Raw genomic sequence first — 16,220 nt, 5'->3', positions numbered from 1 at the left:
GTGGCGGCTACGCCTTACCCGGCCTACCAATGTTGCTCGCTTCTTTTAACTCACTAACGCCTGCCCGTCTTTGCGGCTCTCCGTCGCGGCCACGTAGTGCCCTTCCGGCATACGATAGATCACCTGCGCACCGCCGAAGTTGTAATCCTGGAGCGGATCTTCCACCACGATCTGATGCCCGCGCTCGCGCAGCGCGGCAATGGTGTTGCGATCGAACGTCGATTCAACAATCACCTCCCTGCCCTGCACCACGCGCCAGCGCGGCGCGTCGATGGCCGCCTGCGGGTTTTGCCCGTGCAGCATGATGCGCAGCGCCATCTGCATATGCCCCTGCGCCTGCATCGGGCCGCCCATCACGCCGAAGGACATCAGCGGCTTGCCGTTGCCGTCCATCGCAAAGCCCGGAATGATGGTGTGGAAAGGACGCTTGCTGCCCGCCAGCGCGTTCGGGTGTTTGGGATCGAGCACAAAGCCGCAGCCGCGGTTTTGCAGGCTGATTCCGGTATCCGGCACCACAATGCCTGAACCGAAGCCCATAAAGTTGGACTGGATAAACGAAACCATCATCCCGCTGGCGTCCGCGGTGCTGATGTAGACCGTGCCGCTCTGCGTCGGTGATCCGTACACAAAGTCAGAGGCGTTATCGCGATCGATAAGCGCCGCACGCGACTTCAGATAGTGGTCGCTCAGCAGCTCTTTTGCTGCGAACTCCATATGTTCTTCATCCGCCACGTAGCGGTCGAGATCCGCCAGCGCCAGCTTCATGGCTTCAATGGATAAGTGCAGAGACTGCACGGAGTCCGGATGATGTTTCTCAATGCCGCACTGCTCCAGAATACCGAGCGCAATCAGCGTGGCGATCCCCTGCCCGTTTGGCGGCAGCTCCTGTACCGAGCCGCCCGCGAAGTCGCGCGACAGCAGGTCAACCCAGTCCACGCGATGGTTTGCCAGATCTTCCGCTGACAGGTGCGCGCCGTGCTCCTGGGCGAAGGCGGCGATTTTCTGCGCCAGCTCGCCGCGGTAAAAGGCTTCACCGTTGGTTTTGGCAATCAGCTCCAGCGAATGTGCCTGCGCCGGGTTACGGAAGATCTCCCCCACGCGCGGGGCGCGGCCTTCCGGCGCAAAGCAGGCGCTAAAGCCCGGCTGATCTTTCAGCTTGTTATAGCCGCGCTGCCAGAGATGACTAATCAGCGGCGAGACCGGGAAGCCGTTGCGCGCGTAGTCAATCGCAGGCTGCGCCAGCGTGGTCAGCGGCAGCGTGCCGAAGCGTTCCGCCAGGGCCACCCAGCCCGACACCGCACCCGGCACCGTCACCGCGTCCCAGCCGATTTCCGGCACTGCGCTTTTACCGGCAAACAGATCCGCATGCCAGCTGGCCGGCGAGCGCCCGGACGCGTTCAGGCCGTGAAGTTTTTCACCGTCCCAGACGATGGCAAAGGCATCGCTGCCGATGCCGTTGCCGGTCGGCTCAACAACGGTCAGCGCCATGGCGGTGGCAATGGCCGCATCGACGGCATTACCACCCAGCTGCAGCATTTTCATTCCCGCCTGCGCCGCCAGCGGCTGCGAAGTGGCAACGGCGTTGTGGCCCATCATCGGCGGGCGGCGTGAAGCGTAACCGGATGTAAAATCAAGCGCTTTGGTCATCATGACTCCTTAGTCGTGGCGCGGATCGAGCGCATCGCGCAGCCCGTCGCCAAGTAAATTAAAGCCCTGCACGGCAAGGAAAATCGCCACGCCGGGGAAAACGGACATCCACGGCGCCTGCTCAAGGAAACCTTTCGCGGTATTGAGCATGGACCCCCAGGACGGATTGGGCGGCTGCTGCCCCAGCCCTAAAAACGACAGGCTGGCTTCGGCAATAATCGCCGAGGCAATGGCCAGCGTGGCCTGAACCAGGATCGGCGACATCACGTTTGGCAGAACGTATTTAATGATGATCCAGCGATCCGGCAGGCCAATCGCCCGCGCGCCGTCGATGTACTCTTCGTTGCGAATGGCGATCACCTGCCCGCGCGTCAGGCGGGCGAAGATCGGCATCGCCGAAAGACCGATGGCGATCATCGCATTGGTCAGGCTCGGGCCTAAAAATGCCCCCAGCGCGATCGCCATGATCAGGAACGGACAGGCCAGCAGCGCCTCGATAAAGCGCGAGATGACGCCGTCCCACATCTTCTGGAAGTAGCCTGCCACCAGCCCCAGCGGCACGCCGATGACCACCGCGATAACCACCGACATACAGCCCGCCATCAGCGAGGTTCGCGCTCCCCAGATAATGCGGGACAGAATGTCGCGCCCCAGCTCGTCGGTGCCGAACCAGTACATCGCTGACGGCGCTTTGCGCACCGCGAGGAAGTTGGCTTTAACCGGGTCAAACGGGGCGATCCACGGCGCCAGCAGCGCCACCAGCACAAAGAAACCCACCACAAGCGCGCCAATCACCGCGCTTTTATTGGCGAGGAATTTCTTCAGCACCCGGTTCTGCGCGCGCGGCAGCGCGGGGGCTACGGTTTGCGTCGTCAGTTCCGCCATCGTTAACCTCGCATTTTCGGGTTGATAAGGACGTAGAGCACGTCAGCCAGCAGGTTGAGCAGCAGGAAGCCGATCGCCACGATCAGCACCACGCCCTGCACCACCGCGTAGTCACGGTTGAACACCGAGTCGACGATCATCTTGCCAAAGCCCGGAATGGTGAACACCTGCTCGGTCAGCACCGCGCCGCCCAGCAGCTCGCCGAACAGCAGCGTGGTGAGGGTGATCACCGGCACCAGCGCGTTGCGAAACGCGTGCTTTAGAATGACCGCCTTCGGCAGCAGCCCTTTCGCCCGCGCTGTGCGGATGTAATCCGCCTTCAGCACCGCAATCATCGACGCGCGGGTATGGCGCATCAGCGTCGCCGCCAGCCCGGTTCCGAGCACGGACGCGGGCAGCAGCAGCGTGCGCAGGTTCTGAAGCGGATCTTCACTGAACGGCACGTAGCCGGACGCGGGCAGCCACTGCAGGTTCACCGAGAAGACCAGAATCAGCAGGATCCCCAGCCAGAAGTGGGGAATAGAGATCCCTGAGATCGCCACGAAGTTCGCCCCGTGATCGACCCAGCTGTTTTTGTTCACCGCCGCAAGGATCCCCATGCTGATGCCAAACACCAGCGCAATAATCATCGCCAGCAGCGACAGCTCCAGCGTAACCGGCAGCTTGCTGGCGATAAGCTCGGTCACCGGCTCGTGCGTGCGCAAGGAGACGCCCAGATCGCCCTGCAGCGCCCGCGTCAGCCAGTGGAAATACTGAACCGGGATCGGCGCATCCAGGTTCAGCTCCGCGCGCAGCTGGGCGATCACCGCCGGATCGCGTTCCTCACCGGCCATCGCAATCAGCGGGTCGCCGGGCAGCAGCTTTTGCAGCCCGAACACCATCATGCTCACCAGCAATAGCGTCGGGACGGCCAGCAGCAGACGTTTGCAAATCAGTTCCAGCATGAGTTCTCCTCAGGACGTTTATTTCGCCAGCGTCAAACCCGCCAGACGCACGATGCCGTCCGGGTAAGGCTTAAAGCCCTGCACGCGCTTGTTCAAGCCAAAAATGCGCGGCTCGAAGTAGAGGTAGGCAATCGGCATGTCGGTTTGCAGCTGCTTCACCACCTTGTCATACAGCGGCTGGCGTGCGGCCTGGTCGGTGCTCTGGCGCGCCTGCGTCAGCCACTCATCGACCTGCGCGTTGCTGTAACGGCCGTCGTTAAGCGTGCCATTGCTGTGGATAAAGCCGTAGATGCTGCCGTCCGGATCCGGGCGACCCGACCAGCCGGAGAAGCTCAGCTGATAATCACCGCTCTGCTGGCGATCCAGCAGCGTGGCAAATTCGGTCATCTGCAGGTTCAGCGTGAAGCCGGCCTCGGCGACCATTGCCTGCAATACCTGACCCACCTGCTGCGAGGTTGGGTTGTTCGGCACCAGCAGGTTGACGGTCAGCGGCGCGGTGACGCCTGCCGCTTTGAGCAGTGCTTTGGCTTTATCAACGTTGCGCGGCGGAACCGGCAGATTCACGTGATACGGGCTCACCGTCGAAAACGCCTGGTTGGCCGGGGTGTAGAGGCCTTCGAAGACCACCTGGTTTAACGCTTCACGGTCGATGGCCTGAGAAAACGCCTCGCGCACGCGGGCATCTTTGAACGGATCGTTCGCCGGGACCTTGCCGTTGTTAATATTGAAAGTGATCCCCTGATAGCCCAGGCCGGTGACCTTCGCCAGCGCCAGCTTGCTGTCGGCTTCGACGGTTTTGACGTCGCTGGCGGCGATGCCTTCGGTCAGATCAAGATCGCCCGCGCGCAGGTTCGCCAGACGCACGGAGGCATCCGGGATCGGCAGATAGATAATTTTGTCGAAGTGGTAGGCGCCTTTGTTCCAGTAGTTGTCGAAGCGGGTCAGAACGATGCGGTCCTGCGACACGCGGCTGTCGAACTTGTACGGGCCGGAACAGACCGGATGGGCGGCAAAGTCAGGCTTTTTCGCGGCCTCGGGCGCCATCATCGCGCCCGCGCGGTCGGTAAGCTGCATCAGCAGCGCGGCGTCCGGCGTTTTCAGGTGCAGCGCTATCTGCATCGGGCCGGTGACCTCTACCGATTCCACGGAGGAGATCTCGCTTTTCCGCAGGGAGCCTTTGAGGGTCAGGGCGCGGTCGAGGTTGTATTTCGCGGCGGCAGCATCGAATTTCTCTCCGTCATGGAAAGTCACGCCTTCGCGCAGATCCATGGTCAGCGTTTTGCCGTCGGCGCTCCAGGCCCACGATTTCGCGAGACCTGGCACGACCTTCAGATGCTCGTCGACGTCCACCAGCCTGTCGCACAGAGAGGCAAACACGAAGCGGCCATAGTAGGTGCGCGCCAGGTGCGGGTCGAGCATGTCCGGGTCTGCCCCCAGGCCGATTCGCAGCACGCTTTCAGAATGGGCGGGCAGCGCCGCGCCAAGCAACATAACACTTCCCAGTACGGTCAAAAGAGAATTACGCATTGTCATTATCATGAGTTCCTTGAAGGAAGGGAGGAGTGAGTGGCCGCGTGTTCAAACAGCGCGCGGCGGCGCAGAAAGGCTGCGGATGGCGGTGCGATCTGGATAACGCTGCGATCGCGGTTAATTTCCTGCCAGCGGTGGCAGGCAACCTGACGCCCGCCGTCGAGCACCTGATTAATTGGCTCGACCTGGCGGCATTCGTCAGTGACGTACGGGCAGCGGGTGTGGAAGCGACAGCCCGACGGCGGGTTAGCCGGGTTCGGCAGATCCCCCTGCAGCAGCGGCGCGTCGCGCTCAATACCCGGCTGCATCTGCGGCGCCGAGGCGATCAGCGCCTGCGTATAGGGGTGCAGCGGTGCGTCAAAGATCTCGTCGACGGTGGCAAGCTCAACGATCTGCCCAAGGTACATCACCGCCACGCGGTCGCTCATGTGGCGGATCACCGCCAGACCGTGGGCGACGATCACCATCGTCAGCCCCAACTGGTGTTTCAGGCTCTCCAGCAGATTAACCACCTGCGCCTGCACCGACACATCCAGCGCGGAAACCGGCTCGTCGCCCAGCAGCAGCTTTGGCCCCGAAGCCAGCGCGCGGGCAATGCCGATACGCTGGCGCTGCCCGCCGGAAAACTCGTGCGGATAGCGCCCGGCCCAGGCGGCAGGCAGGCCAACGGTCTTGAGCAGCTCCGCGACGCGGTACTGACGATCCGCTTTCTTCATGTTCTGGTGCAGCCACAGCGGCTCACCAACAATCTGCTCCACCGTCATGCGCGGGTTCAGCGAGGCAAAAGGATCCTGAAAAATAATCTGCAGTTCGCGCCGGAGCTGGTTCAGACGTGCGCCTGTGGCGTGGGTAATCTCCTCCCCCTGATAAAACACGCGTCCTTCGCTGGCGGCCAGCAGACGCAGCAGCAGACGGCCGAGGGTGGATTTCCCGGAGCCGGACTCGCCGACAATCGCCAGCGTTTCGCCCGGCATCACGGCAAGCGAAACGCGATCGACCGCCGTGACAAACCGGGCCGGGGAAAAGAGTTTTTTCGGACCGGGGAAAAGCTTGCTGAGGTCCCGGGCTTCAAGAATGGGCGTGGTCATGCGGTCTCTCCCAGGGCAATGTGGTGTTCGAGCGGCACGCGGAAGCAGGCGACCTGATGGCCCGCGCCGAGCGTGGTGAGCTGCGGTTTTTCATCATGACAGCGCGACTGCGCAAACGGGCAGCGCGTCGCGAAACGGCAGCCTTGCGGCATGGATTCCGGGAGCGGGACCGTTCCGGGAATGGTGGAGAGCTGGCCTTTGCGTGCGCCCAGCGAAGGGATCGAGCCCATCAGGCCGATGGTGTACGGGTGCTGCGGGTCAGCGAATATTGCCTCAACGCTTCCCTGCTCCACCACCTGCCCGGCGTACATCACCGCCACCTGCTGGGCGACTTCGGCCACCACGCCCAAATCGTGGGTGATCATCAGCACCGCCGTGCCGGTTTCCTCTTTTAGGGTGTTCAGCAGGGTCAGGATTTGCGCCTGGATGGTGACGTCGAGCGCAGTGGTGGGTTCGTCGGCAATCAGCAGTTTAGGGTGGTTGATCAGCGCCATGGCAATCATTACGCGCTGGCGCATGCCGCCGGAAAGCTGGTGCGGATACGCCTTGAGGCGCATCTCCGCCGCCGGGATCTGCACCTTCTCAAGGATCTGCAGCGCGACCTTCATCGCCTCCGGGCGCGTAACGTTCTGGTGACGCATGACCGCTTCACTGAGCTGATCGCCTAACGTGAAGGCCGGATTGAGCGAGGTCATCGGCTCCTGGAAAATCATCGCCAACTCGCTCCCGCGCAGGTCGGCATACTCCCGCGGCGAAAGCTTGCGCAGGTCGTGGCGGCGAAACTGCATCTCGCCGCTGACAATCTGCGCGCTGGTGGGCAGTAAACCCATCAGCGCCAGTGAGGTGATACTTTTCCCGCAGCCAGACTCCCCCACCAGCGCCAGCGTTTCGCCCGCTTTGACCGTCAGGGAAATGCCGTCCAGGACGCTGACCGGCGAGCCGGAAAACTTAACGTTGAGATTATTCAGCCGGAGTACAGGCGTGGAGTCCTTAAACGGGATCGTCGTCATAGCGTGAAATCGTCCTCAAGGTGGATCGCCTGAATCAGGGCGTTTTGCAGGCTGAGCAGGTGTTCGCGCATGGCGGCCGCTGCTTCAGTAGGCTGGCGATGGATAATCGCGGACATGATCTTGTGATGGTGGTCATTGTAGCTGTCGACACGTTCGGGCGTGCGGGCTAATTCACGCAGATGCTGCCAGCCGGGTTCGCGCCGCACGGCGTCAATGGCGTCAAACAGGCCGAGCATCAGGCGATTGCCCGCCGCCTCGGCAATGGCGCGGTGAAAGGCGCTATCCCAGAGTTCATTGAGATCGCGGTCATCCGGGCTGACCTTGTCGATGCGTTCCAGCATGCGCTGCATGAGCGCGAGGTTTTCCCTGGTGGCACGCAGTGCCGCAAGCCGGGCTAAGCCGGGTTCGATCTGTATACGAGCTTCCATCACTTCCAGCAGATTGGTCTGCTGAACCAATCCCTGAAGGGCCAGCGGTTCAACAGGGGCAGCCGGACCAATAAAGGTGCCTTTGCCCTGTTTACGCCAGATCCGCCCTTCTTCTTCCAGCACGTCCAGCGCGCGACGCACTTCGCGTCGTCCTACGCCGAGTGTTTCCGACAGCTCACGTTCCGTGGGCAGCGGAGTGCCTGGTGTTGACTCATGCTGGTTGATTAGCCCGCGCAGTTGCTCAAGCGCGGTGCTGGAATTGGCCAGAAACCGTGACGGTTTTTCCATATTGGTTCGCTCACTATCATCATTATTTTCTTTTTATGAACGATAAGTTATTGATATGGCGTGCTACTTATCGTGCTAATGATTAAGCAATAAACGAACCAATTTTTTAATGGTTCAAAAGAGATTTAAAAAAGCGGTAGTAAATGAAGGGGTTACAGCAACGTATTGTTACAGATGCAAGCGGCATCCTGAGACGATAAAGGCCAGAAAAGAACATGAAACGCACAAAACCAGTGCAAATATTGCACTACAATAGTGCCATTGTTAATTTTTTGCACTATAAATGATAACAATAAGTTAACAAAAAGTAATAAATAAGGCGCGCTTACGCCTGAAAATGGCCCCCTTGCGAGGGCCGCGAAAGATTAAGGTACAGGCTGCCAAAGCGTCGCAGCCGCAGTCGGCGCCCAGTCGGACTGAGACGTGTGCCCCTGCACGCAGCGATACTGTGTGCCGTTATACGTGACAATTTCTCCAGTCTTATAGCGCGTACCGACTTTCCACTCGCCTTCCGGCTCAGGCGTCACAGACCCCTCTTTCGTCGTGGCTTTAAGCGGTGTACTGGCGAGAGACTGATGACCTTTGGCATTTTCGGCGATCACCTGGTAGCTGTAGGTTGTTCCCGCGCGCAGGCCGCTGTCGAAGATCTGCGTTCCGCTTACGGTGAGTAACTCCGCCCCATCGCGTAGTACGTGGTATTTCACCGCGTTGTCTACCGCATTCCATTTCACCGTCAGGCTGTTTTCCGTCGAAGAAACCAGGGCCAGGCCGCCTGGCGCGTCAGGACGTCCCTCTTCGACCTGTACGGTTTCTACCTTAACCACGTTGCTGCTTTCAGAGATATTGTTCGCTGCATCACGTGCTTTCACGCTGTAGTGGTACACCACACCGCCGGTCTCTACTGCATTATCGGTCCACTGGGTGTCCGTTGAAGACCCGACTTTGATGTCATTACGGTAGATGTCATATCCCACTACGCCACGGTCATCGGTGGAGGGCTGCCAGGCAAGGGTGATAGTCAAGCCATTGTTCAGCACCTTCAGTCCTGCTGGCGCAGTTGGCGCGACGGTATCCTGCGGGCGTTCAGGCGACATCAGGTCCGCGCGCTCTTTCATTTCATTGAAATAGTCAACCTGCTGCGGGATGGACAGCTGCTGATCGTTTGAACCCAACGTCCAGATAAAGAACCCACCATAGCCGTTTTCCGCCTGCCAGCCCGCACGGTTTACGTTGTTCTGTCGGTTCTCAACAAAGCGACCTTCTGGCCCCCACTGGGAGTTGATGGTCTGACCGAGAACGATTTTGCTCTTATCACCCACCGCCCGGGCGTAGTTAGCCATCGCCACGTCATACTTAAAGCGTGGGCCGGCGTCATAGGCCATGACGTTGAAGAAGTCGAAAACGTTTTTCCCCTGCGTCAGCAGCGGCAGAACTTCGCCATGGTGTGAAGAGCGAGCCGCCTCAACGAAGGAACAATTCTCGGTTACCGCGCTGTTGGTGCAGTTCTCCGGGTCAGCACCAACGTGATAGGTGGTCAGGCTCAGCAGCTTTTTGCTGCCGGACGCATTGAGCTTGCTACGAACCCGTTCAGCCAGATCCAGCAGGTTTGCGTTTTCCTCTGGCGTGACGCGATCGGGCTTTTCAAAGTCAAAATCGATGCCGTCAAGCTGAACGGTACCCGCCTTCTGGTAGTTCGCCATATTACATTTGCCTTGCCAGTCGGCGCTCAGGCATTCCCCAACCATCTCTTCCGGCTTCAGGTTCTTTTTATATACCGGGAAGTTGGTATTCAGCAGATTCACCAGATTCTGCGCCAGCGTTTCTCGCGTTTGCGCGTTATTCAGATAAGACCACATCGCGGAATACGTCTCGCCGCCGAGCGCCAGCATCATTTTTTTCTCCGGGTGCGCCAGCTTCAGCTGGCTCCACACGACATAGGCTGGCGCATTAATGTACCAGGGATCATATTGTGGTACTGCAACAATATTATCGGAACTGGACAGCTTACCGCTTGCATCCCAGCCACCAAATGAAAGCAGGAACGTATCCGCTTTCACCTCTTTCATATCCTCAACGGACTCGACCGGAACGCCCCAGGAGGTCAGATAGGTGACCGCTCGCGGTGCCTGCGCCGCGAAAGCCGACTGCGCCATTAGTGCGCTACCAATTAACAGAGATAATGTAAGTTTTTTCATCAAAGTTCCTTATTGCTTTGTGATGATAGTCCTGTGGATTACCTCGCAAATTGTCTTTTTTTTTAGCGCCGAGATCGTTGGGGATAATAGAGTGGTGAATCAGGAAACCCTCCGCGTTAAATAAGAAATATCTCTCGCATTTATAATAAATACTTCAACGACAGCGCGGGAGAATTCTCGCATCCTGTAAGACGCTTCTTTATTTATTTTTCCCATCTTCACCAATTAAAAAAGATGGCATACCTGTGTTCCCGCTCTTTTATCAGGGAAAATTCAGGAATTAATCACAACTATTATCCAACTAGGGACGCTCTCAATGAAATATGCAACAAACGTGATGCGAAAACAGGGTGGTTTTACCCTGCTTGAACTGCTGGTCGTGCTGATGATTATTGCGCTGCTGGCAGGATTTGTCGGGCCAAAAGTCTTCTCAAATGTCGACTCGGCTAAGGAGAAAACCGCCATGCGCCAGATGCGCTCGCTTGCTGAGGCACTCGGGCAATATCGCCTCGATACCGGCAGTTATCCAACTGAAACACAAGGTCTGAAAGCGCTGACTGAAAAGCCTTCCAACGCGCAAAACTGGAATGGCCCTTATCTTAGCCAGCATGTGCCGTTAGACCCCTGGGGCAATCCGTACCAGTGGCATAACCCCGCCCGGACAAAAGACGCCATTAATGAAGTCGAAATAACCTCCGGCGGTAAAGACGGTAAGCCTGTCACTTACGGGTTCTGACTATGCTGCGCCTGTCCATATATTCGCTGTTTATCTTCAGCGTATTTTCCTGCCGGGCCGATTGCTGGCAGCTGGCGGGAGAACGTTACGGCATTGAGCCAGAGCTATTACAGGCGATAGCGATAGTGGAATCCAACGGTAATACCCGGGCCATCAACAAAAATCGTGATGGCTCAATGGATGTCGGTCTGATGCAGATCAATAGCATTCACTTCGATGCGCTGCGTAAATTTCGTATTAGTCAAAAAGATCTGCTAACCGACCCTTGCCAAAGTGTCATGACCGGCGCCTGGATCCTGGCAGGTCAAATCCAGCGCTTTGGTTATACCTGGGACGCGGTGGGGGCGTATAACGCCGGAACGGCAAATACCCCCCAGCGCCGCGCGCTTCGTCAACAATACATAAGAAAAGTGGCTCCGCATTATGCCCGCCTTAAAAGGCAGAGCCATACACTGTCGCCAAAATGAAATCATATACCGTCACCATCCTCCAGGGGGGGAAACGCGTCAGTCAGACCGTACTTGCCGCGTCGCCTGATGATGCCAGCGCCCGAATTATTGCCTGCGGCGGCATCGTTTTGCAGGTACAGGAACGCCCCGCCCGCAAGGAGAAACGCTTTCCACTGAATCTGTTCTTGCAGGAGCTTATCGCTCTGCTGGAAGCCGGGCTGGTCGTGGTCGAGGCCGTCGAAGCGCTGCGCGAAAGCAGCCGCGACGGTGGCACCTCGCTGGTTCTGGATACGCTGGTTAAAAAGCTCTACGAAGGAGCGCAACTCTCCCAGGCGATGATGGCGCTACCAGCACTGTTTCCGCCTCTGCTGATTAACACCGTTGCCTCTTCTGAGCAAACCGGACACTTACCCGAAGCGCTAAAGCGTTTTCAGTTTTACGAATCAAGAATGGAAATTCTGCGCAAGCGGATTAAATCAACCCTGCTCTATCCGACGATTGTCATTGCCGCCGGCGGGATAATTCTGTTCTTTCTGCTCGGCTTTATTATTCCGCGTTTTTCCGTGGTGTTTGACGGGATGAAGAACCCGTCCGCCAGCGCACAGCTTATCCTCTGGTGGGGACGCCTGACGCAAACCCATGGCTCGCTGCTGCTGGCCGGTTGCGCGGCAGCGGTTGCAGGCATCGTGATGGCGGTGCGCAGCCCGCGCCTGCGCCAGCGTGCGCTCGGTTTGTTGCTGCGCATTCCCGCCTTACGCCAGCAGCACCAGCTTTCTGTGCTGGTGCGTTTTTACCGCACGCTGGGCCTGCTGTTACAGGGCGGCCTTCCCGCGCCAGATGCGTTAATGCTGAGCCGGGAAATCCTGCCCGCCACGCATCGTCAGCAGGTTGAACAGGTTATCCGCGACGTCGCCGCTGGCGAGTCGCTCTCCCGCATGCTGGAAGCGCAACAGATGACGACCCCTGTCGCCAGCCGCCTGCTGCAGGTCGGCGAGCGCAGCGGCGAACTGCCTGCCATGTGCGAGCGGATCGCCGCTTTTTATGACGAATCGCTGGAACGCTCGATTGAAACCTTTAGCAAAATTTTTGAACCGATTCTGATGATGGTCGTTGGCGGCATCGTTGGGCTCGTCGTGTTTTTACTGTACATGCCCATTTTTGAACTGGCAGGAGGATTGCAATAATGTCTCACTCACCGTCTGTAGAACCCCTTTTCGACCTGCCAGACGAGCAGCGCTGTCAGGCGCTGGCGGAACTGCTGGACAGTTTCCCCGGCGCGTTAGAAGAAGCCGCCGGTTCCCTGGGGCTCACGCCGCTCTCACCCACACAGCTCGCCGACAGCGAAGAGGATTTCGAAGCCGTGCCGCTGACCGAATCGCTCAGCCAGCGAGCATTGCCGCTGCGCGTTAACGGTCAGCTCCACGTTGCGCTGGGCGATCCGTTTTCACTGGCACTGCGCCAGTGGGCTTATAACGTGAATGCGCTCCCCGCGCTCGCCCCGCTCTCTCAGCTTAATGCCCGCCTTGATGAACTGGCAAAACAGCAGCGCACGCTCGATCAGCTGGAGCAGCAGCAGAGTGAAGAGAATAAAGAGGCCCGGTGGCTGGAGATCACCCCATCGGCCATCGCCAGTGAACCCCACGCCGTCATTAAGCTGGTTAACGCCACGCTGTTTGATGCCCTGCAGAGCCGCGCCAGCGATATTCATCTTTGCGCCGTCGCGGATGGGTTGATGGTGAAGTACCGCATCGATGGCGTCCTGCACAGCATTCGCCACTGCGCCGGGCTTCAGCAGGCGGAGCAGGTGATCTCCCGTCTCAAAGTATTAAGCTGCATGGACATTTCCGAACGACGCACGCCACAGGACGGGCGCTTTAAGGCGTTGATTCTCCAGCGTCCTGTTGATTTTCGCGTGTCCATCATGCCGGGCGTCTATGGCGAGGATGCCGTACTGCGCGTGCTGGATAAATCTCACGATCAAAACCTGCGCCTGGAGACGCTCGGCTTTGATGAGCACACGCTGGGCGCGATTCGCCAGTTAACCCATCTGCCCCACGGTATGGTGCTCGTCACCGGGCCAACGGGGAGCGGGAAATCCACCACCCTCTATTCAGCACTCAGCGAACTCAACAGTGGTGAATGCAAAATTATCACCATTGAAGATCCCGTGGAGTACCAGCTCAACAGCGTGCTGCAAATTCCGGTCAACGATAAAAAAGGGCTCACCTTCGCCCGCGGCCTGCGCGCCATTTTGCGTCACGACCCGGACATCATCCTGGTGGGTGAGATCCGCGACGGTGAAACCGCCGGCATTGCCGTGCAGGCGGCGCTCACCGGCCACGTGGTGCTCTCCTCGGTTCACGCCAATGACGTCTTTAGCGTACTGGAACGTTTTTTATATATGCAGGTGGAGCCCGCCAGCCTGATCACCGCCCTTAACGGCGTCGTGGCGCAACGGCTGGTGCGCCAGATTTGCCCGGACTGTATTGATGACGCCACGCCCACAGATGACCTTCTCGCGGCGTGGCAATCCGGACCTCTGCAGCAGCTCACGCCCCGCTGGCGTCGAGGGCGAGGCTGTGATACCTGCCGCGACAGCGGTTTTCGCGGCAGGCTGGCGCTGGCGGAAGTGCTGCATTTCAGCGATGCGATGAAAGAGGCAATGCTGGCGCGATCGCCCCGGCGCAAGCTAAAGGAAGTGGCGCTGAATGACGGTTTTGTTCCGCTCTCGACCATCGCGCTGCGCGCCGTGGTCGAAGGCAAAACCACCTGGGAGGAGGTGAACCGTGTTATCACTCACTAACACCTGGCAGTGCGACATCTGGCCTCATGCCGTGCGGTTGCGCCGCAACAACGTGGTTCTCGCCACCCATGAACGCCGGCCAGATGAGCCTCTTGAAGCCGCGCTCGAAACGCTGCTGCGCCTGCGCCCTTCCGTCTTACCGTGGCGTGACGCGGTGGAGTTTCACCTCGATACCGACGATCTGACGTTTTTAATTCAGCCCTGGCATGACGGCGTGACCACACCGCAGGAACTGCTCCAGCTCGCCCGACAGCAGGCGGTTCTTCGCGCGAGTCCGCCCGTCGACTGGCAGGTGCGCTTCGAGACCCTTAACTGGCAGCAGTCAGCGCTGGCCGCGTGCCTGAAGCAACCTTGCTGGCACCTGCTTGTCACGCTGGCGCGTCGGGAGCGGCTGCGTTTTCGCGGTGTTGTCACGCCGTTTCAAAAGCTGTTTAGCCACTTCGCCTCCGCACTGCCGGAAAACGGCCTGTTTGTGGCGATGAGCCCCCACCATAGCCGGATTGCCAGCCGTCAGCACCACAGCTGGCGCGACGTCTGGACACTCACCCTGCCACAGCAGGAGATGGACGCCCAGCTGCGGGTTATCGCCCGGCTAAGCGGAATGCAGGACTGTCCTGGCTACGTCATTCATACCGACGGTGAGCATCACCAGGAAGTCGCGCTACAGGAGAGTCCTCATGACGCCGCTGTTTACGCGTAGTTCCCCATGGGCCGTACGCACGCTGCTGTTAACCGGACTCCTCTGTTTACCGCTCACCGGTGCCGTGATGTATGGCCTGTTTGAGCACCAGCGCCTTGAGCTGGAGACGTCGCAGGTACAGCAGCAGCTCGCCCAACGGCAGCAGGTGCTGCGCAAGCTGCGTGAAGCGGAGCAGCGCCGGTTGCGCCAGGCTCAGCAACTGCAGGCCGTTCCGCCGGCCATCAAGCTGCTGGACAACATCGGCAGCGTACTGACGCCTGATATTGCGCTCCTGAGCATTGACGTCATTGCCAGTAAAGGCGATGCGCGGCTTACGGTGAATGCAGGCAATCTTGACGCCCTGCTCGCCTTTAGCGAGCGGCTACAGCAGTTGCCGGCGCATGTGGTGCTTGAGAACCATCGCCAGTCGGCGCAGGGCGATCCTGCCTGGCCGATTAACGCGGTACTCGACGTCAAGGTGACGACGGAGGCGCACCATGCGGCTTCAGAATAAACCCGCTGTGCTGCGCTGGCAGGCGGCGTTATTTGCCGGGCGCATCGGAACGGTTCCGCTCGTGCTCGCCGGGCTGCCCGCAGGACTGCTGCTGTTATGGCTTGGCGGCGTGCGGCCGCACACCATCCATTTGCAGGAGAACCTTGCCCGGATCCAGGCGCAGCTACAAACCGCGCTGCCGCTGGATAAACAGCAGCCGGAACTGCAAAGCCGCATCAGCCTCGGAGAATATCAGCAGGTCAGGCTCATTTTTGAGCAGTTCAGGAGCCGAGGGATGAAGGTCGACGCCAGCCGCTATCAGCTGGAAAACGACGACGGCAAAACCGCGCTACGGCTGGATATTCCGCTGCGCGGTGAATATCTGCCGCTGATGGACGCCCTGGAAACGCTAAGCCGCACTTTGCCGTTACGCATTGAGCAGCTAAGCCTGCGGCGCGCCGGGCCATCGGAAAGCCAGCTCAGCGCCACCGTGCAGCTTCGCCTGTTGAAGGAGTCGCCATGAAACTGCCGCGCTATTTACAGCTGGCGCTGGTGCTGACCGCCGGTGCTGTTTTCTGGAGCCAGTTTGCCGATGACGAGATATCGCAAGCGCCGCTTGAGGCGCAGCCGGTCTCACGCCCGCGCCCCGCGACAGCAAAGCCGGAGACGGCTCACGCAACGCGCATCGATCTCTTTTCAACGCCACATAGCAGGGCGCAAGACGCAGCAGAAAAGCCGCCGGAAAACGATCGGCCTGAAGAGGCGACACCAACCGCACCGCCGCTACCGCTTCAGCTCCTCGGTGCCTGGTGGGAAAACCGTCAGAGAATCGTTGTGCTGACGGATGGCAAAGAGACCTGGCCGGTCTGCGAGCGCTGCAGGGCGGACGGCAGGATCTGGATCGGCAGTTCGCCGGTCAACAACTGGATTTTAAAAGCGGTGGCGAACGACCACCTCCTGTTTGAATGGCAGCCCACCCATAGCCAGCAGCGGCTGGAACTGGATGAGCTGCAATCGGAACCGACACATTAATCATGAAAAAAAC

Annotated in this window: 16 protein-coding genes; 8 read left to right on the top strand and 8 right to left on the bottom strand. The window is 59.3% G+C overall.

All coding sequences use genetic code 11. The features are described from left to right. Positions 1-45: 45 nt before the first annotated feature. The 8 genes from IM294_RS07275 to IM294_RS07240 form a co-directional block, all read right to left on the bottom strand. Positions 46-1,647, bottom strand: coding sequence for a gamma-glutamyltransferase family protein (locus tag IM294_RS07275; RefSeq protein ID WP_126818346.1), 1,602 nt, complete (start codon positions 1,645-1,647; stop codon positions 46-48). Between the two features lie 9 nt (positions 1,648-1,656). Continuing rightward, positions 1,657-2,532, bottom strand: a complete 876-nt coding sequence (locus IM294_RS07270) for an ABC transporter permease (protein WP_028012069.1) — start codon at positions 2,530-2,532, stop codon at positions 1,657-1,659. Between the two features lie 2 nt (positions 2,533-2,534). After that, positions 2,535-3,476 (bottom strand): ABC transporter permease, encoded by a 942-nt coding sequence (locus IM294_RS07265; protein ID WP_028012068.1) that lies wholly within the window; start codon positions 3,474-3,476, stop codon positions 2,535-2,537. An 18-nt stretch (positions 3,477-3,494) separates the two neighbouring features. Then, the gene (locus IM294_RS07260) at positions 3,495-5,009 is read right to left on the bottom strand and encodes an ABC transporter substrate-binding protein (protein ID WP_185860357.1); all 1,515 of its coding nucleotides are present in this window, start codon (positions 5,007-5,009) and stop codon (positions 3,495-3,497) included. A gap of 2 nt (positions 5,010-5,011) precedes the next feature. After that, a complete protein-coding gene (locus tag IM294_RS07255) occupies positions 5,012-6,094 on the bottom strand; it encodes an ABC transporter ATP-binding protein (RefSeq protein ID WP_045259782.1) in 1,083 nt (360 codons plus the stop codon). Further along, a complete protein-coding gene (locus tag IM294_RS07250) occupies positions 6,091-7,104 on the bottom strand; it encodes an ABC transporter ATP-binding protein (RefSeq protein WP_126818275.1) in 1,014 nt (337 codons plus the stop codon). The genes IM294_RS07255 and IM294_RS07250 overlap by 4 nt, the downstream gene beginning before the upstream one ends. Beyond that, complete coding sequence (locus IM294_RS07245) at positions 7,101-7,820, bottom strand: FadR/GntR family transcriptional regulator (protein ID WP_126818274.1); 720 nt, start codon at positions 7,818-7,820, stop codon at positions 7,101-7,103. The genes IM294_RS07250 and IM294_RS07245 overlap by 4 nt, the downstream gene beginning before the upstream one ends. Positions 7,821-8,185: 365 nt before the next feature. Next, entirely contained in the window at positions 8,186-10,015 is a 1,830-nt protein-coding gene (locus IM294_RS07240) for a glycosyl hydrolase family 18 protein (protein WP_048960608.1), read from the bottom strand. A 316-nt stretch (positions 10,016-10,331) separates the two neighbouring features. On the opposite strand from IM294_RS07240, the gene gspG reads away from it, so the two are divergent. From gspG to IM294_RS07200, 8 genes are read left to right on the top strand one after another with little or no spacing between them, the layout of a single operon-like run. Then, complete coding sequence (gspG, locus tag IM294_RS07235) at positions 10,332-10,751, top strand: type II secretion system major pseudopilin GspG (RefSeq protein WP_045630682.1); 420 nt, start codon at positions 10,332-10,334, stop codon at positions 10,749-10,751. A 2-nt stretch (positions 10,752-10,753) separates the two neighbouring features. Further along, complete coding sequence (locus IM294_RS07230; protein ID WP_100170718.1) at positions 10,754-11,218, top strand: lytic transglycosylase domain-containing protein; 465 nt, start codon at positions 10,754-10,756, stop codon at positions 11,216-11,218. Then, on the top strand, positions 11,215-12,384 hold the full coding sequence (locus IM294_RS07225) for a type II secretion system F family protein (protein ID WP_100170719.1): 1,170 nt from the start codon (positions 11,215-11,217) through the stop codon (positions 12,382-12,384). The genes IM294_RS07230 and IM294_RS07225 overlap by 4 nt, the downstream gene beginning before the upstream one ends. Then, on the top strand, positions 12,384-14,003 hold the full coding sequence (locus IM294_RS07220) for a GspE/PulE family protein (RefSeq protein ID WP_126818273.1): 1,620 nt from the start codon (positions 12,384-12,386) through the stop codon (positions 14,001-14,003). The genes IM294_RS07225 and IM294_RS07220 overlap by 1 nt, the downstream gene beginning before the upstream one ends. Continuing rightward, entirely contained in the window at positions 13,987-14,703 is a 717-nt protein-coding gene (locus IM294_RS07215; protein ID WP_126818272.1) for a hypothetical protein, read from the top strand. The genes IM294_RS07220 and IM294_RS07215 overlap by 17 nt, the downstream gene beginning before the upstream one ends. Then, positions 14,681-15,196, top strand: coding sequence for a hypothetical protein (locus tag IM294_RS07210; protein WP_045259776.1), 516 nt, complete (start codon positions 14,681-14,683; stop codon positions 15,194-15,196). The genes IM294_RS07215 and IM294_RS07210 overlap by 23 nt, the downstream gene beginning before the upstream one ends. Continuing rightward, positions 15,180-15,698: a hypothetical protein gene (locus IM294_RS07205; protein ID WP_028012056.1), complete on the top strand. Its 519-nt coding sequence runs from the start codon at positions 15,180-15,182 to the stop codon at positions 15,696-15,698. The genes IM294_RS07210 and IM294_RS07205 overlap by 17 nt, the downstream gene beginning before the upstream one ends. Next, entirely contained in the window at positions 15,695-16,207 is a 513-nt protein-coding gene (locus tag IM294_RS07200; protein WP_126818271.1) for a hypothetical protein, read from the top strand. The genes IM294_RS07205 and IM294_RS07200 overlap by 4 nt, the downstream gene beginning before the upstream one ends. Positions 16,208-16,220 lie beyond the last annotated feature (13 nt).

Source organism: Enterobacter cloacae complex sp. P43RS (assembly GCF_014930585.1).
GTDB lineage: Bacteria > Pseudomonadota > Gammaproteobacteria > Enterobacterales > Enterobacteriaceae > Enterobacter > Enterobacter bugandensis.
This window is presented reverse-complemented; position numbering and strand designations above follow the sequence as displayed.

Excerpts from the sequence above, each read along its gene's own strand:
- IM294_RS07275 (WP_126818346.1), bottom strand. The coding sequence starts at position 1,647 with ATGACCAAAGCGCTTGATTTTACATCCGGTTACGCTTCACGCCGCCCG.
- IM294_RS07270 (WP_028012069.1), bottom strand. The coding sequence starts at position 2,532 with ATGGCGGAACTGACGACGCAAACCGTAGCCCCCGCGCTGCCGCGCGCG.
- IM294_RS07265 (WP_028012068.1), bottom strand. The coding sequence starts at position 3,476 with ATGCTGGAACTGATTTGCAAACGTCTGCTGCTGGCCGTCCCGACGCTA.
- IM294_RS07260 (WP_185860357.1), bottom strand. The coding sequence starts at position 5,009 with ATGACAATGCGTAATTCTCTTTTGACCGTACTGGGAAGTGTTATGTTG.
- IM294_RS07255 (WP_045259782.1), bottom strand. The coding sequence starts at position 6,094 with ATGACCACGCCCATTCTTGAAGCCCGGGACCTCAGCAAGCTTTTCCCC.
- IM294_RS07250 (WP_126818275.1), bottom strand. The coding sequence starts at position 7,104 with ATGACGACGATCCCGTTTAAGGACTCCACGCCTGTACTCCGGCTGAAT.
- IM294_RS07245 (WP_126818274.1), bottom strand. The coding sequence starts at position 7,820 with ATGGAAAAACCGTCACGGTTTCTGGCCAATTCCAGCACCGCGCTTGAG.
- IM294_RS07240 (WP_048960608.1), bottom strand. The coding sequence starts at position 10,015 with ATGAAAAAACTTACATTATCTCTGTTAATTGGTAGCGCACTAATGGCG.
- gspG (WP_045630682.1), top strand. The coding sequence starts at position 10,332 with ATGAAATATGCAACAAACGTGATGCGAAAACAGGGTGGTTTTACCCTG.
- IM294_RS07230 (WP_100170718.1), top strand. The coding sequence starts at position 10,754 with ATGCTGCGCCTGTCCATATATTCGCTGTTTATCTTCAGCGTATTTTCC.
- IM294_RS07225 (WP_100170719.1), top strand. The coding sequence starts at position 11,215 with ATGAAATCATATACCGTCACCATCCTCCAGGGGGGGAAACGCGTCAGT.
- IM294_RS07220 (WP_126818273.1), top strand. The coding sequence starts at position 12,384 with ATGTCTCACTCACCGTCTGTAGAACCCCTTTTCGACCTGCCAGACGAG.
- IM294_RS07210 (WP_045259776.1), top strand. The coding sequence starts at position 14,681 with ATGACGCCGCTGTTTACGCGTAGTTCCCCATGGGCCGTACGCACGCTG.
- IM294_RS07205 (WP_028012056.1), top strand. The coding sequence starts at position 15,180 with ATGCGGCTTCAGAATAAACCCGCTGTGCTGCGCTGGCAGGCGGCGTTA.
- IM294_RS07200 (WP_126818271.1), top strand. The coding sequence starts at position 15,695 with ATGAAACTGCCGCGCTATTTACAGCTGGCGCTGGTGCTGACCGCCGGT.